The following is a 16,603-nucleotide window of genomic DNA, read 5'->3' on the forward strand; positions in this document are numbered from 1 at the left end:
GATGGAACAACTTCTCCATAGAAGACTCATTCTCTGGATGATTTTTTTTAGTATTTTTTCAGTTGTTTCTATACATTTTTATAGAACCCAGTATCTTAAAAAATTTGAAAGCTCAGTCGGAGACAGCCCCGAAACCTTTCCTCTCAGGGCTGACAGTTCCTCTAAAAAAGGAAATCTTGCAGTTCATTTTCCTCCAAACCTGGAAGCAGAGTTATTATTAAATTTTGAAATAGCTGAGAGCTTACCCAATGTCAGTTTAAAGTTTATATCAGACGGACCAAAAGAACTCTTATCGGATGTGAGTCTTGCAATGGGAAAGGCGAAATATGAAAAAATTATACCCCGAACAGAAGGTTCCTCTCTTTATTTCATCCATCATCTAGGTATGATTCCCGAAAAGGACAAGGTATATTTCTTGGGACATTTAAAAGAAGATCCGGAAGATCATTTTTTTTATTTTTACCGGGAATACGATGGACTCATCCTTTATAGAACAGCTCCATTCAAAAAAAAGCTCCAGATAAAGAGGATTATACAACATGTATATTAAATTAGCCATACCATTTATACTTTCTTTTTTCTTCTTGGCCCCGACCTGGAAAGATGAGGAAATCCAATTTACCGGAGAGATTGTAGACTCAAAATGCGCCCTGGGAGCCATGAGTCCGGGAGAAGGAAAATCACATCGTATTTGTGCCATACAGTGTATTAAAAATGGAATTCCACCACTTTTAAAAGTAAAAAATCGAACCGGAAAAGGATACAGGTATTATCTTCTTGTTGGTAAAATGAAAACTCCTGCTAATGAATTGGTTCTTCCCTTTGTAGGAATACCGGTTATTATCCGGGGAAGCCTCATTCAAGATGCAAATATGAGTATGATAGAAATTTACGATATTCAAAAAAAGTAATGAAACAAATTTCAAAACGAACTTACGATCTTATCCTTTTAATACTCATCAGCCTTGCCTTTGTCCTATCTTTCTATTTTTTCTTGGGAACTAATAGACCGGAAGGACATTTTATTCATACAAGCGGAATCATCACATTCATTCTGCTAAGTTACACCCTTTCACTCGGTCCCCTTACCAATATATACAGCTCATTAAAACCCCTTCTAATACACAGAAGACATACCGGGATTATTACCGTTTCTCTTGCCAGCATTCATGGCTTATTTGCAGGAGGCTTACTAACTGAAGGAAAATATCATCTTTTGTTTATTTCTTATTTTAATATAAAACCGGAAGGAATACCTCATGAATGGTTTGGTTTTACAGCCTGGCTAATTTTATGTGTTCTTGCATTCACGTCCAATAATTTCTTTGTTTCCAAATTAGCTGAGTCCTGGAAATTCATCCATTTGCTTGTTTACCCGGCCTTTTTCCTCGCAATTCTCCATATTTTATTTGGTCCCGTTTTAAGGGAGGATGGAGAAATAATATTATATATTCTATATCCTTTTCTTGGTTTGCTATTTAGCATACAGTTATATTCCCTCCATTTATATGAGCTAAAATTTGGAAAGAATCTATTCAAAAATAAAGAAGAAAAAGATTCTTATCTGGAATTATTTCTATCAGAAACCAAATTTTTAGAAGATAAAATCAAGGACTCTTCAAAATCCAATCAAGCGAAAGTATGTAACATTATATTGGATTTTGTAGGAGAAAGAAAAATTCAAGCTGACTCAACAAAATCATTATTAGAAAACGCCCTTGACGCAGATATTCCTCATATTTTTGAATGCGGAGGCAATGCAAGGTGTTCCACTTGTAGAGTTTTAATTCTTGAAGGTTTAGAATATTGTAATCATCGAAATGAAGCCGAGAAAAAGTTGGCAATAAAAAAAGGTCTGGATGATACCGTACGCCTGGCCTGTCAAACTTATTCCGATGGAGACTTAAAACTAAAACGCCTTGTTTTTGATAAGGATGATATAGAAGAAATTCAGAATGAAGGGAATGCTTATCGACCGGTTTCCGGCAAGGAAAAGAAAATGGCTGTACTTTTTTCAGACATTCGGTCTTTCACTCCCTTCACCGAATCGAATCTGCCCTATGACGTGGTTCATATGTTAAATAAGTATTTTAATACCATAGGTGCCGCCATCCATAAACACAGAGGCTACATCGACAAATATATGGGAGATGGAATTATGGTTCTTTTTGGATTAGACGAATCCAGAACGATAGACCCCTGTGTAGATGCAGTTCTTGCGGCCAAAGATATGCTGAAAAGCCTGGAAGAGGTAAATCAATATTTAAAAGAACACTTTCATCATACCTTTTCTATTGGAATCGGAATACATTTCGGTCCGGTAATTATCGGTAAAATGGGCTTTCATATGAAAATGGAATTTACGGCTTTAGGAGACACTGTCAATCTGGCGTCTCGTATAGAATCTAAAACCAAGGATTTAAAAGCAGAGATTCTGGTTTCTAAAGATGTTTATGAAAGAATCCAGGAACAAGAAATCTCTATAGGTAGAAAATTTGAAACAGAAATAAAGGGAAAAACCGGTTATTATTGTTTATATGAAATTCTTTAGGAAATTTTTCCGGATAAAGTGATACTTAAAGTTTTGATTATTTCTGTCTGGTTTTCGAAAGGTGCCACTTTCCATTTTATCCCGCTGGCCGAAGAATAAAGGCTCCTTCCGGTTAACCTTGAAGAAAAAATATCACCGAGGCTACAAACCCGAACCAGGTTTAAAGAAAACTTACCGGATAATTCAGGAAAAGTTTTTAGATCTTCAGCATAACTTTCTTCTTCATTTGAAACCATACCGATACTACAGGGATTAAAAATAATTTCTACTTTTTCATCCTGAAAAGACTGTAAAATAGACTCGTCCCGAATATCATCTCCCAGACAAACTCCAAATCGAACCCCGGAAAGAATAAAAATACCTTCACTTTTACCCGGACTTAATTTCAGAGAGCCGGAATTATCTTTTACTTTTTTTTTGTCATACCAATCAATAAGTGATAGATCTTTTATAATAGGACAGGAATTATAAATCTCTCCATTAAACTCACGAAAAACGCTTCCCCCGATAATTACTCCTTTATAGTATTCTGATACCTCTAGAAGCCTATCGATATAAATTTTAGAGTTTTCAATAGGATTTTTCTCAGTCCATCTACCGGTTAAAGGAAAATATTCAGGAAATACCAGAAAATCAGACTTCTGGGAAATAAGCTTAACCTTCTGATCTCTATTTATGTCCTGCTTTATGTTCTTTTGAAATAAAGTAACCTTAATTATTGACATGTTCTGTTTCCACCACCAAGTCCGAAAAATCGAACAGTTATACCCTCTTAGTCTATTGAATTGGATTGTTTATTACTGCCAAGTAAATTTTCCATATCCAATTCACCTTCTTTTACAGGGATGTTAAAGTCATTTATAACGGTCATTTCTTCAGGACTGAGTTCAACGACCCCTCCATACAAATCACCATGATTTAAGCGTTCAGAAAGAGCATAGCTATACGCATACGTATTTAAGATACATTCTTTAATGGGAAGTCTATGAAAACGTTTTTTGGATTCAATCGCATCAAATACCATCAATTCATCAGGATTACCCACTATATTTCTACTTCCCCTCAGGTCATCAAGAACTGTTTTTAAAGCATTTCGAGTATTCTCAGTGTATTCTTTTATAGAATTTCTCAGGTTTCTGGATTGCTGGATCCGCTTCTGTTCCATCTGGGTAGCTTTTTTAGATGCATCGATGTAATTTGCACTCGGATTATCCCTGTTTTTACCAATTTCTTCTATCACATCCTGATAAATTCTGAATTGATCCATGCAGGCCCGCGAAAGTTCATATATATCCAGAAGTATCTGACGGTTATCAATTTTCTTTGAGTTAGTATCGGTTGTCACCTTATATTGGATCTTTTTTGTGGTCAGAACGAAGGAATACTCATAATCAAATTCACGAAAATAAAGATAAGCTATCATAGCCTTATCATTTTTGGGTATAATATTTAGTTCGTTTCTTGGATCATATTTCTGCTTCAAGTCCTCGACAGTTTGTTCAGACATAAATTTCAAACCCAGTTTCAATTCAGAAGGAACAGAAGAAAAGTCCTCTTCATTTTCTTCCACTTCTTCCTCCTCCTCTCCTTCTTCGACATTCTCGATTTCTTCCTCATTCGAACTAATGGGCAATGGATCTCCGGGTTTTCGCTTTCCCGGTTTTTCTTCATCTATAATTCCCAGAAGATTCTCCATATAAAAGGAAACCATAGGAATATTTTTAGATTCATTACGAAGAATCACAAGATAGAGCTTGGGAAACATTCTATCAAAAATCGTATTAATAGCGGCACTAATTCTTTTTTTCTTAGTTGTATAGATAATCGCAGGCTTTTTCTCAATTTTCTGAAGAAGGTCATAAGCGAGGATGATTCCTTTTCTATACGTCCCCTGGAAAGAATAAAGATAATAAATTTTTCTATATAAAGAATATACGGAGGGTGCTGCCCTATCAATAGGAACGGAAAAATTCTGATTCGAGTTATATGTACCACTTATAGATTCAAACTCGGAACTATCATAAAGTTTATGAGCCTTGCCAATCAACTCTATGTAGAGAGGGTTGATTTTATCCAGCTCTGTGGCAATTTTTTTCCCAACACCCGGATCGGCCATGATATCCAAACCTGCCATTTTCATCTCTAAAAGAGAGTTTTTGCATTCAAGGTTCAATTCGGAAATGAATTCTGCTAATAAGTCGGAGTTGCCAAAGCTCGTAACCTTTCCTGCCCAGCATTTAAATTTAATAATCAGGCGATTCAGGAAATTTCCCATCTGGGCTTCAATTTCTTGCTGAGATTTTTCTTTTTTTCCACTCGGAAGAATATAAGGAGAACTGGTTTCACTTTGTTTGGATCGATTCGAAGTGGTACCTGAAGAACGCCGGGCTACACTGCCTCCCGTACCTTTTCCGGAACTACCTGTAGAGGGACGGTTCTTGGAGCGATTTTTCTGTGAAGGATCTTCTTCCGGTTTTTTATCTTTTACTACTTCTCCACCAGCAGATTTGAACTTATTGAACATTTGTTCACGGTCTTTGTCGTCCATTTTGCCAATGCCAATCGCTTTTTTTGTTTTATCGAATTCTCCCATAAACGTCCTCTGAGCTTAAAAACAATCTGTTAGAATAGGCCCATGTTTAAAAGCAAAAAATCACCTGAATGAAACCCGGAAAATGAAGGCCAATGAATCTCTAAAAATACCCAACAAGAGCCATTAACCATAATATGAGACATAAAAACTTATATTCGCTATCATTCAGATTATGAACTTTAAAATTATTCTACTTTCTTGATTTGTAAAGTATTTTTTATCTGCCAAAAATTCTGTTCTCTCCGATGTTTTTATTAGTTATTAGGGGAATTTTAATTATGCTGCATACACAGCTCAAAAGAGATTTAGAGAGAGTCGAATTTGGAGAATTTTGGACATCAAAACAAAGACAGTCACATAACATTCACTATGCGGTTAGTTACAGGGCTTCCTTTAAACCGGAACTTCCTTCTTTTTTTATTAATGAGTTTCTAAATAAGAAAAGCAGAGTTATCCTGGATCCATTTGGTGGAAGGGGTACAACTACATTAGAAGCTAATTTATTAGGACATTATGCAATTCATAATGATATAAGTCCTATATCAATTTTCCTGGCAAGTTCAAGACAGACAATTCCTTCCCTTGCAGACCTGGAAAACAAACTTAATTCTCTCGACCTTTCAAAAAAAGTAAAAGAATCCAAAGAAGATGAAGGTCTCCTCGCTTTCTTTCATAAAGATACTTTAAAGGAAATAAAAAACTTAAAACAGCTTTATAAAAAAGATTCTTCAGCAGAAATGCAGTATATTATGTTAACTGCTCTTTCTCGATTACACGGACATAGTCCGGGCTTCTTTTCGGTTTATACCTTCCCCCAATTTTCGATTTCTCCGGAAGCTCAGAAGAAAAACAATATTAAAAGAAATCAAACTCCGGAATACAGAGCCGTGAAACCGAGAATACTGGCGAAGATGAAGAGAGATCTTTCAAGTCCCTTACCTCCTTTTTATCATGAATTTGCAAGGCACAATATCTACAGTAATCATTCTGCGACAAACATGTTTTCCCTGTCAGATTCGATAGCCGATTTGGCTGTAACCTCTCCTCCATTTTTGGATAAGGTAGATTACATACAGGACAATTGGATGAAAACCTGGTTTTTAGGTTATGATAAAGAAGATGTAAAAGACATTTCTATTATACATAATCTTGATTCCTGGACCTCTTTTATACAGGCAACACTCAAAGAGTGTTCAAGGGTAATGAAAAAGAAAGCCCTGTTTGTTATTGAGGTTGGAGAAGTAAAAAAAGGAAAAGAGATGATAAATCTTGATGAACTCGTAATTCAAGCTTCAAAAAATACAAATATGAACTGGGTTAAAACCTATATAAATTCACAATCCTTCACCAAACTTTCTAACTGCTGGAATGTTTCGAATAATAAATTAGGAACCAATACAAACCGTTGTGTCGTATTTGAAAACTTAAAATGAAACCTCTATTTTAACTTTAAACGAGGAGGATGAAAATCATCCTCCTTCTGAACCTCGAACGAAAACCCACATAAAATTTTCCCCCGGTATAAAATCTGGAAAAACCAGGTTCCGATTTTCATTTCTTCTTCCTGATCAAATGAGAAAATCATAAAAGATTCGGCCACGCCATTCTCCGGAAGAATCTTACTCGATATCTGAATCAATTCTCTCTGCTTTTTCCCCTGAGAAGGAAATAAGATTCGCTCTTCAACTGTATCCAGGTGTCCGTCAGTATAAATGTTATAAAGTTTATATATAATACCAAAGTTCAAACCCAAAACCGGATCTATGTGGCTTGTTTTCTGAATAAGGTGAACAGATTTATATCTTTTCACTAACTTTTCTTCTTCAAAGCTATAAAATGTATTTCCCTGTGGTTCTAAAATACCATATGCTTCTATCCTGCAAAAAACTTCTTCCGAATAAAGACCAAATACTATTCCAAGGTAAAAAACAATAAAGCCCAGAATTATTAAACGCATTCAGGAAGCCTTTCCCAATCCTGTTTTATAAAACTTAAAATCTTCCGTACAGCGAGAGATAAAACAATATCAGAAGAATTTTGAAAATCTTTCACAGAAAATAAGATATTATTCATATCATCGAGAATTTTCTCCATTAAGCTTTTGTCGTTTAATTTCACAATAAAGAGATAGGGTGTATAACGAACCAACTTGGCTCTGGATCGACTGTAATTTTCAAAAACGGGAATTCTTCTCTTATATTCTTCTACTTCAAAATCTCCGGGATAAGATAAGATAAATTTAGACGACAAAATTTCTCTTGCAAGTATTTTGGCACTTTCAGTTCCTTCAGTATTTAATTGCTTTCCCGGCCAATTATAATCTTCCCAGGAAGGATTATATTGTAATAAAATACTTTCTTTATATTTTATCAAAACATAAACAACATTTTGTGTTTCTACATAAGCTCTATTTTTATCAATTTCTCGTTTCCAGTTTGGTATTGAAAGATTAGGGGCTAATCTCTCATATAAGGTAATAGAGATGGGTAAATTTTTTGTTAAATAATTCGCCAGCTCAGTTGCAAATTTCTCATTAAGTCCAAGATTGTATAATTCATCCCCTGAAGGTAAAACAGATAATAACGATTGATAGGCTTCATAGTCAACCGGATTAGAAAGTCTATTATAGTAAGTTATTATATAAGGAATCCAAACCGATAGTATAGCTTTCCGATTACCGAGTTCTGTAGCATAAAATGATAACCATTTTGCAATTAAAGATGAGAACCTCCTAAAAGAACTTATATCTTGAATTCTAAAAGTGGCAAGTGCCCGAATAGCTGTATTTAAGTAATGCTTATCATGCTGCACAATCTCAGTAAAAAGATCATACACAGAAATAATATTGTCATAGTTGAGATCTTTATTTAATTCAAAAACACTACCATACAGTACAAGAATTCTATCAATGTTTTCATGAGTATAAATTGAAAGATTTTTTGAAAAAGTTCCAATACAGGGAAAAATAAAAGTTTTAGTAAACTTTTCTCCTTTTCGTGTATCTCCATTTTCTAAGTATAATAGAAATTTAGAAAATTCATATTCAGACATATTCAAATAGAATGTTGCAATTTCTTCCCGACTAACTTTTTCTACCTGACTAATCCAACTTTTGGCATCTTCGGAATAGTCAACATTTTGAAGCCTTCTATGAAAAGCCTCTATTTCATGGTGCATTTTGTTCTTATCACTAGAATCCAAACGTTCCAGACTATCCGACAATTCATTGAGATACTTAATCAGTTTAGATGGAACATAAGGTAGAGCCGGAATTGTTTTTGAAAAGATACGTAAAATAGGTACGGGATAAAGACGAAATTTTTTCAGTAAAGACTCAAATAAATATTCAAACCCGTCTTTATTCTTCAAATTGAACTGATGCCTCGCAATATTAGAAATTAAATACTCTGTTGTGTTTTCTGTTATTTTATATAAATTCGATTCCAACCAGTTCGCAACTTCCTGCTTTTCGTCCCTACTATAGCTCCATTCACGAACAATTCGGCCAGAATTCAAAAAGGGCAAGACATCCGGGTATACAAAGGAAAGTCTTGTGTTATGGTTTTGAAAAAACTTTACTTTCATGCCGGAGATAATAAAGCTTTTCACATTCGCTTCCGTTACATCTCTTATTTCAAGTGGAATACTTTCCAGAACATCAATAATAGAAAGAATATTTGTAGAAGCTGTATTCATCATACCGGAAATAGAATAAGCCAGATCTCGAATAACCTCCAGAGATAACATACAGTCTTTCTGAATTTCTTTAAACTTATTATGAACATAGGCCTGCATAATATCGAACCAGAGAATAAAATCTTGCGTTCCGATAATTTTATTCTGCATCACTTCGGCAAAAAGTCGTAAGAAACCGGGTTTTTCGACTATCTCCAGGGCTTTACCGCTAAGCTCTCCCCTGATTTTATATTTTCGGAAATAGTTTTGAATGAGTAAGTTTTGGTGAACTCCTTTTGCCTGTTCCATATTAGAATAATAAGTGAAACGTCTTTTAGATTCATCAAGATAATTTCTAAAAGCTATGTGGTTTACAAATTCATCTCCTTCTAAAACTTCATCCCAAAACCAGGGCTCTCCTGTTACCAACACTTTCACTTTACTATCTTTTACCTGTCGTAACAGCACCTTTAAGGCATCCCTGGCAAGTGTAGGTTTAGAATTATCGGTAATATTTTCCATAATGATACAAAAGGGAATATCTTTCCCTTTCAAATCGGATTCACTAATTTTTTCGACCCAATCTCCCGAAAGTTTTAAACTTAATTGTATCTTTTTCAAATAACCAAGTTCATCTTCAAGGTATTCCTTACCCTGAATAAAAATAAAAGGAAATTCAACCTCTCCCCTTATAAAATAAGAATGCAATAGCCAACTCTTTCCGCTTCCCTGTTCATCGAGTATAAAGAATACTGAATAATCATTTTGTGAAAGGAAAGAGGTTATTCTGGATTTTAAATGAGGAAAGTAATCAACAAATAACTCAGTATCTATGCGACTTCCCGGATTTTCTAAATCATATAGTTTATTAACCTGTTCACAACGAGAAATTAATTTATCTACCGGACTCTTATTATCTTTGTTAGAATATTGCTCCTGAGTTCTATTTGTAAATATACGGGTTTCTATAAAATCCTGAAAGCGTTCCACCCGATTCATGGATCGGGCTGCCCATATAAGTGCAATGTAGCGACTTAAGTTACTTTCTTTTTGAAACTTCTGAAATGATATACCAAATATGCCCAGGGCAAAATAATAATTCTTAAGCCAGAGAAAATCAGAAAAATCACCCGGTAAATAATTTGCAATTAGTTCATGGATAATGGTTCTTAATTCTAAGAGAATAAAATCTCCCGAAAAAAGAGAGGAACTCTTCAATTGAAATAACTCTTCTTCCCAATCAAGAATAAACTCCAATTCGCTATTCTGTATCTCTTTGCAATCAAGAGGAATACCCAGAGTATTATGCAAATAAGAAGTTAAAAGGATGGTTACCAGTTCAATTTCTAATCTGGCAAGATCAAAAAACAAATTTCCATCCAAGCCGGTGTCATAAAAATCTATTAGAATAGGATAATATTTACTGGCTTCCGATCTACAGAAAAGAAGGTTCGATGGATTGAAATCACCATGTAAAAAAGAAGTATTGATAATCCTACCGGAACGCTTCAAAAGAGATTCAAGATAATAGCCAGTTTCAAAGGAGTTTGCCCCCTCCCCCCCTTCCCGCAAAAAAGAGCTCAAGGAAAGCTTCTCTGCCTTTTTCCAGAGCCACTCGGTTTCTTCCTTAATTTTCTTTAAAAAATGTTTTCGGTAAGGTTGCCCCTGCCCTTTTGCAACATATAACTCCCAGGCTTTATCATCTCCTAATATAACAGCTTCCTGCTGGCTTAACTGACATACTACATCACATCTATATTGAAGTTCTGAGCCTTTCTGGGTAAACCAGGCTTTTACAGTAAGCTCAATATGTGAGTTATTTCTTTTTAAATCATAACTAATTACATTTTTCTTGGGAATTTTAATTAAATTTTTATCAGTAAAGATTTTACCGGAAGGTAAAATTTTCCCATCCAAAAACCAGCGGGGTGGCAAAAAATGGTCAAAGGCATTCTGGTATTCAGTATGTAATCTCAAGAATGGCTTGCTCTCAGTCTGATAAACTTTACTGAAAAGCCAGTTTAAAATTTCTCTTAGTGCTTCTAAAAGTAAAGATTTTCTTTGAATATCATCAGAAATAGAATAAACACCGGAAGTAAATAATTGTCGCAAGGAATTCATCTCTCTTGCATTCGCAAAATCATCCGCCGGTTGAAGTTCCAAAAATCCATTCTCCTGTATTAGAATTTGTTCACATTTTGGAGAAGCGAAGACTGCATGCAGTCTCTCATTTTCAATAAAGTTTGTATATTCTTTTTGAATTCTGAGATAGAAATCATACTTTAAAATTCGGCTAACGCTTTCATGACCTTTTCTCGCACGAATTTGAAAAACTAAAGCTCCCGTTTTTCCTTCATTGAATACGTTTTGAATACTAATACGATAGTATTTTTTTACACGGGCATAATATTGAAGATCGGAAAATAAGGATTTATGATAACCGGAACTGGCTTCTTCTAAAAGATCAAAATGTTCGATTTCAATTACATCATCTGTTTTTATAGCAGAGATAATTTCGTGTTCTATCTTTTTCGTTTCCAGCTCGCTCAATTGCCAGCTTTTGCGAAACCTATCCAGTATCCGCCTTTCTACATCATCAATAAAACCATAAGAAGCCTGGTTATTAACAGCCAGAATAACCTCTTCCCGGTAAGCTTTTAAATTCTGCTCCTTAGCATAATCAAAAGAATCTTTCTCCTGCAAGGACAACTGCTGCAGAACACTCGAAACAAGACTACTTAAAGGAACCGAAAGAGAGTCTCTATAATCCGGTCTAGCTTTACTCAGTTCAATCCAGCGAATATCCGGTGAAGTAAGGCGACTTTTTCCGCTTTCTTTCAGGTATAAAAAAAAGGGATAGAAAATATACCGGGTTTTCTCTCCACTGGTATGGCTTTTCCTTTCGAAACGGAACATTCCGGGATCGATTAGCTCAAGCTCAAAATCCAGACCTCCGAGGATATCCAATTCTTTCTCGGTAATCCTGTATGCGGCCCGAAGAGGCTCTTCCTCTCCAATTTGGAGCTTACCACCAACAAAAGAAATATCTCCCCAATTAGGATTATAACGCAGAAGTATTTTTTCCTTGTACTTAATAATAATGAGAACTGACTTTCTTATATCCATTCGGAAACTCTGTTTAGAAGTAATTACAGTAGGCTTTTGGCTGTAAAGGAAGTTTTTTAGACGAATAGATAGAAGCATCTATTCTTAAAATAGATTTAATATAGGGTTTGAGCCTATTAGAGACATAATATTTTAAAAAATATCCATTCGTTTTCTAAAAATTTGACCGAGAATATTTACATAAAAGGTATTATGCGACCTTCATGCAATACGGAAGTTAATAAAAAATTTAGTAAAAAAATTTCCTTTTTTAAAAATAATTTATTGACTAATCTTAAAAAGTGTTATATGATGTTCCTATAAATTCGATAGCAGAGGTTAAAGATGACTAAACTTCAAAGACTAAGAAACGATCTGGCAATCCTGAAAAGCAGGTTTAGAAAATGTAAAAATCCGGAAGAAATTCCACTATATAGAGCACTTATTAATACAGCAGAGAGAGATCTAAGAGCTATGATGAAATAATCCTTTGTCTTGTCAGTCAGTACCCTAACCCCTTCTGCCGGAGACCGCAGGTTTTGAAAAGTCTTGACTCCCTCTCCCTCCGAAAAGAAGCCTGCGGTTTCCGGATTCTTTTTTGAAATTATCAGTAGTTTCATCATATTTCTCCGGACGCTGCGAAGAAACGGCAGCTAATCTTCTCCTTGATCACTTCTCCTTAATTGAGTGCCCGAAAGGGCACTCCTTCTTTTCTTAACTACGCATAACGACTATACTTTTACCTAAAGTCTGGTTTAAAACTTATAACCGAGTGTGAGCCAGATATTTCTTCTTTCTAATGGATGTAAACTAGGATAAAAATTCCCATCTGCCACCCGAATCCCCGGATCGAAAAATTGCTCATTCCAGAGGTTATTTATATGTACCTGAACATACATTCCTTCATATAAAAAATCCTCCCAACGAAAGTTGAATTTTATAAATTTATAAGGAGCTACTTTTTTCTCCGGATTAGTCGCGATAGTTTTTCTTGCATCAACAAAATTCATACCCATATACACCGATACATTTTTTCTGATAAAATAACTAAAGCCCAGAAAAAACTTATTAGGTGCGATATTCGGTATTTCTCCCTTAGAGATAACCGAATCGTTCCCGGTAATGGCTTTATAGGTAGCAAGATAAATATCATCTTTTAAATTATCTCCTTTTCTACCTACAGTTGAGGGAGATTTTTGTAGACTGGAAGGGAGATCATAATAATAACCATAATTATAGGTATAGTTGCTATCTAAACTTAAAGAATCTGTTATGCTCAATTTACCTTCCAACTCCAGACCAAAAATTTTTGCTTTTCCGATATTTTGATACTGGTTCCAGGGATTATCTCCATTCGGAAACTTTCCCTGAATTTCTGCTCTATCCTGGGTTTGAACTTCCAGTATCAGGTTAGATATCGAGTTATAATAAGATTGAGCAGAAACGAAATAACGCTTCAAAAATCTATAAGCAAAACCCAGTTCATAAGAACGGAGTAGCTCCGGTCTTAAGCTTTCATTGGGCTTTCTCTGAGGAGTTAAAGAATAAAGCTCTTCTCCACTGGGTTCCCGAAACGCAGTTCCCAGAAGAAATTTAAAAGACAAATCTTTATTCCAAAAATATATCGCACTTAATCTGGGTGTATTCGCACTTCCATAACTACTTGTATAGTCATGCCTGTATCCGGCCATTAAACTTAACTTTTCTACCGGTTTATATTGTTGTTGTAAATAAACTGCAAAGTTATTATACCTGTATCTCTCGAAACTTCCATAATCCCTGGCCGCCACAAAATGTTTGGCAACAACACCGGTTATAGTACTCAATTTTGAAGAAGGGTTCCATTGTAAGCGCTCTTCCAACTGATAAGCATAATCAGGTCTGTCGTAGGTATCGGCAATGTCTACATCTCCGGGCTGGTAATATGCGCCGGGGCCTAAGGTACGGGGATACGAGTCCTGGCTGGAATTAATAATATCGGTTTGCCTTACAATCACTTCGGTATCGATATTTAAGCTATCCGTAATATTATGTAAATAGCCCATAAGAATACTATTATTCTTCACATCCCAATTAGAACCGCTAAATCCTTTTTCACCACTTTTTAAATATCCGAGTAAAATCCCAAGTCTTCTTAGATTATTTCTCGTATCAAACTTATTAGTTTCCAGACCTCTTTGTTTTGTATCAATCCATTGAGTTCCATTTCCAAATAATCCTTCTGCTTGCAAATACTGCCAGTTTACTGTCTCAAAACGAAGCCCCCCTTTTTGAAATTTTGCTGTTATATTGTAAGTATCTTCCCTTGAATTATTATAAGCAGGAGAAGAATAATATCCCACCGCAGATTCACCCGGGTTACAAATACTTCCTCCGCAGGCTTTTTTTTCATAATAATAAAAAGGGTCGTAATTATAATTATAAAAGGGATTCTCATCCGTTGCGCCATAATTGGGCTTATCCAATTTTTGTATTCCGGCAAAATTTGGCCCGGCGGTTTGATAATAATAGGCACCTACACTATATTGAATCTCACCGGATTTCCCACGAGTAGATAAACTGAAAGAATAACCGGGGTTAGTAAAATGTTTTTCCCAGGTTCCGTAACTTACATCTACATGGCTACCCGGTTCAGACTCTCCATCCTTTGTAATAATATTAATAATTCCATTAAACGCATTGGCTCCATAAATAGCCGATGCCGGGCCGGATACTACTTCGATACGCTTTACATTATTTAATGGAAACCGAACCGTCCCTCCCAACATTGCGTTTTCAAAAATATTATTATCCGGAATTCCATCTATATACAAAAGAGTTCTTTGCATAGTTCCGATTAAACCCCTCTGATGAATCAGATCAGGATACACTCCGTAAGTATGCTGAAAATCAAATCCGGGTAAATCGTGCAATACATCCGAAAGGGTTCTATAGCCTCTGAGTCGAATATCCCGGGCACTTACCACGTATACGGCTGCCGGGGCCTCCCGAACACTGGTTTTTGTTCGTGTCGCGGTAACCACCTGCTGATCCTCGATTAATTGAAAGGCACTTTTGGCTTCTTCCTTGTCATCTAAAATATGAATAGGAAAATTCACTGCCTGGGAAAGCGGGGTATCAATTAATTCCCGGTTTAGATTCTCCGGCCTTTCTTTACCGGAAGAATTCAACCGAACAAGCATTTCCAGACGTTTCATAAAAAGTTCCACTCGTTTGGAATCCTCTATACGAAACTCTTCCGGTTCTAATTTCAGCTCGGAAAAAATAATCATATCATCTCGAATCGAGACAGCATCAATCACATAGCCGGTTTCAATATTATACGCCTGGGCATACAATTCAAGGTTCCCCAATCGGTTTCGGGTATAGTACACGCTAATAGCCAGACCGGCTCCTTCCCGTTTAGCCTGTATTAGATTACTTTCAAGTTCATCATCAGTGCCGAAAAGAATAGGGTAGTTCTCAGATTTTAGCTTCTCGGATATTTTTAGATTCAAGTCCTTTTCTAAATTTTTATCTCTCTGAAAACGAAAAGCTTTCAAGGGTACATAGAAAAGTGTTTTAGTTGGCACGGGCTCTGAACTTAAACCCAGAGAAAAAGAAAAAATTATAAATAAAAAAGAATTTAATATCCACATATGTTTGAAAACCGAAGAGATACTATGAAAATTTAGAAAAAATTCAAGTGATAATTTTTACTTTTAGGTTCTGAATCGAATAAACCTGCTTATTCGCTTGTCCTCAGGTTTTCTTTTAAAAAAATGAAATTTATAAGCAATATAGGTTCCGGAAAGAGGATTTAGATGAAACTTGAACAATATATAAAATTAATTTTAGTTGGGATGATGGGTGGACTTATATCCAGTTTGTTTGGTGTAGGTGGAGGAATTATTTTTGTCCCGGCTTTTAACTCGATCCTCGGATTGGATATGAAAAAGTCAATCGGAACTTCCCTGACCTGTATTGTACCCATCAGTATTATCAGTGCTTATGCCCATTATATTCGTCTTCATGAACACTTTCCCTGGCAAGAAACAACCTTTCTTGCGATTGCCGCAGTTCTTGCAGCCCAGATTGGAGTTTATCTGGTACACAAACTCCGTTCAACCGCGTTGATGTATATTTTCTCTATTTATCTTATCTTAACCTGCTTTAAAATATTGTTTTTCCCGGCTATTGAACATTCACCACAGCAACATTTCTTGCCATCCACATCCATCATGGTGGCCATCGGAAGTGTTACAGGACTTTTAAGTAGTCTTCTGGGCATAGGTGGAGGGGTTGTAATTGTAAGTAGTTTGAACGGTTTTTTTGGTACCGATATGATTTTGAGTGTAACCTTAAGCCTATTAGTCATTGTACCCACGACTCTTTCCGGTTTCCTGGGCCATTTGAGAAGGGACAATATTGAATGGAAATTCATCGCCCCTATTGTAATTCCGGCACTATTCTTTGCTTATCTGGGAGTCGGACTCAGCTACAAATTGGGTAGCGATACTTTAAAATATCTCTTCTGTAGTTTCGCAATTTTTATTTCCATTCGACTGATTTTAAAAGCCAGAAGCGGACACGGAAAGCATGCCTGAAGATAACCTGCCAGAATGCCCGGGTTTAAGTCGGTTCAGCTTATAGGTTAATAAATTTTTTCTTACTATATTTATTTTAGAAAATAAAATTGA

General features: G+C 35.7%; 11 protein-coding genes. 5 read left to right on the forward strand and 6 right to left on the reverse strand.

Translation table 11 applies throughout. From position 1 onward, the window contains the following. Position 1: 1 nt before the first annotated feature. From H7A25_15280 to H7A25_15290, 3 genes are read left to right on the forward strand one after another with little or no spacing between them, the layout of a single operon-like run. Entirely contained in the window at positions 2-550 is a 549-nt protein-coding gene (locus H7A25_15280) for a hypothetical protein (GenBank protein ID MCP5501261.1), read from the forward strand. Then, positions 540-911, forward strand: coding sequence for a hypothetical protein (locus H7A25_15285; protein MCP5501262.1), 372 nt, complete (start codon positions 540-542; stop codon positions 909-911). The genes H7A25_15280 and H7A25_15285 overlap by 11 nt, the downstream gene beginning before the upstream one ends. Next, a complete protein-coding gene (locus tag H7A25_15290) occupies positions 911-2,551 on the forward strand; it encodes a ferric reductase-like transmembrane domain-containing protein (protein MCP5501263.1) in 1,641 nt (546 codons plus the stop codon). The genes H7A25_15285 and H7A25_15290 overlap by 1 nt, the downstream gene beginning before the upstream one ends. Here H7A25_15290 and H7A25_15295 read toward each other — a convergent pair. Continuing rightward, positions 2,548-3,276: an amidohydrolase gene (locus H7A25_15295; GenBank protein ID MCP5501264.1), complete on the reverse strand. Its 729-nt coding sequence runs from the start codon at positions 3,274-3,276 to the stop codon at positions 2,548-2,550. The genes H7A25_15290 and H7A25_15295 overlap by 4 nt on opposite strands. 47 nt (positions 3,277-3,323) lie before the next feature. Beyond that, positions 3,324-5,144 carry a hypothetical protein gene (locus tag H7A25_15300; protein MCP5501265.1) on the reverse strand — a complete coding sequence of 607 codons (1,821 nt, stop codon included), beginning with the start codon at positions 5,142-5,144 and terminating at the stop codon, positions 3,324-3,326. 281 nt (positions 5,145-5,425) lie between these two features. Here H7A25_15300 and H7A25_15305 point away from each other — a divergent pair, with 281 nt between their 5' ends. Continuing rightward, on the forward strand, positions 5,426-6,577 hold the full coding sequence (locus H7A25_15305) for a site-specific DNA-methyltransferase (protein ID MCP5501266.1): 1,152 nt from the start codon (positions 5,426-5,428) through the stop codon (positions 6,575-6,577). Between the two features lie 5 nt (positions 6,578-6,582). Here H7A25_15305 and H7A25_15310 read toward each other — a convergent pair whose 3' ends face one another. The 4 genes from H7A25_15310 to H7A25_15325 form a co-directional block, all read right to left on the reverse strand. Next, complete coding sequence (locus H7A25_15310) at positions 6,583-7,101, reverse strand: DUF3859 domain-containing protein (GenBank protein MCP5501267.1); 519 nt, start codon at positions 7,099-7,101, stop codon at positions 6,583-6,585. Beyond that, positions 7,092-11,945 carry a hypothetical protein gene (locus tag H7A25_15315; protein MCP5501268.1) on the reverse strand — a complete coding sequence of 1,618 codons (4,854 nt, stop codon included), beginning with the start codon at positions 11,943-11,945 and terminating at the stop codon, positions 7,092-7,094. Before H7A25_15315 ends, H7A25_15310 begins: the two co-directional genes overlap by 10 nt. Before the next feature lie 335 nt (positions 11,946-12,280). After that, positions 12,281-12,544, reverse strand: coding sequence for a hypothetical protein (locus H7A25_15320; GenBank protein ID MCP5501269.1), 264 nt, complete (start codon positions 12,542-12,544; stop codon positions 12,281-12,283). Positions 12,545-12,679: 135 nt separating this feature from the next. Then, entirely contained in the window at positions 12,680-15,562 is a 2,883-nt protein-coding gene (locus H7A25_15325) for a TonB-dependent receptor (GenBank protein ID MCP5501270.1), read from the reverse strand. A 165-nt stretch (positions 15,563-15,727) separates the two neighbouring features. Here H7A25_15325 and H7A25_15330 point away from each other — a divergent pair, with 165 nt between their 5' ends. Further along, complete coding sequence (locus tag H7A25_15330) at positions 15,728-16,510, forward strand: sulfite exporter TauE/SafE family protein (protein ID MCP5501271.1); 783 nt, start codon at positions 15,728-15,730, stop codon at positions 16,508-16,510. The last annotated feature ends 93 nt before the right edge of the window (positions 16,511-16,603 follow it).

This window comes from Leptospiraceae bacterium, from assembly GCA_024233835.1.
In the GTDB taxonomy this organism is placed as follows: Bacteria; Spirochaetota; Leptospiria; order Leptospirales; family Leptospiraceae; genus JACKPC01.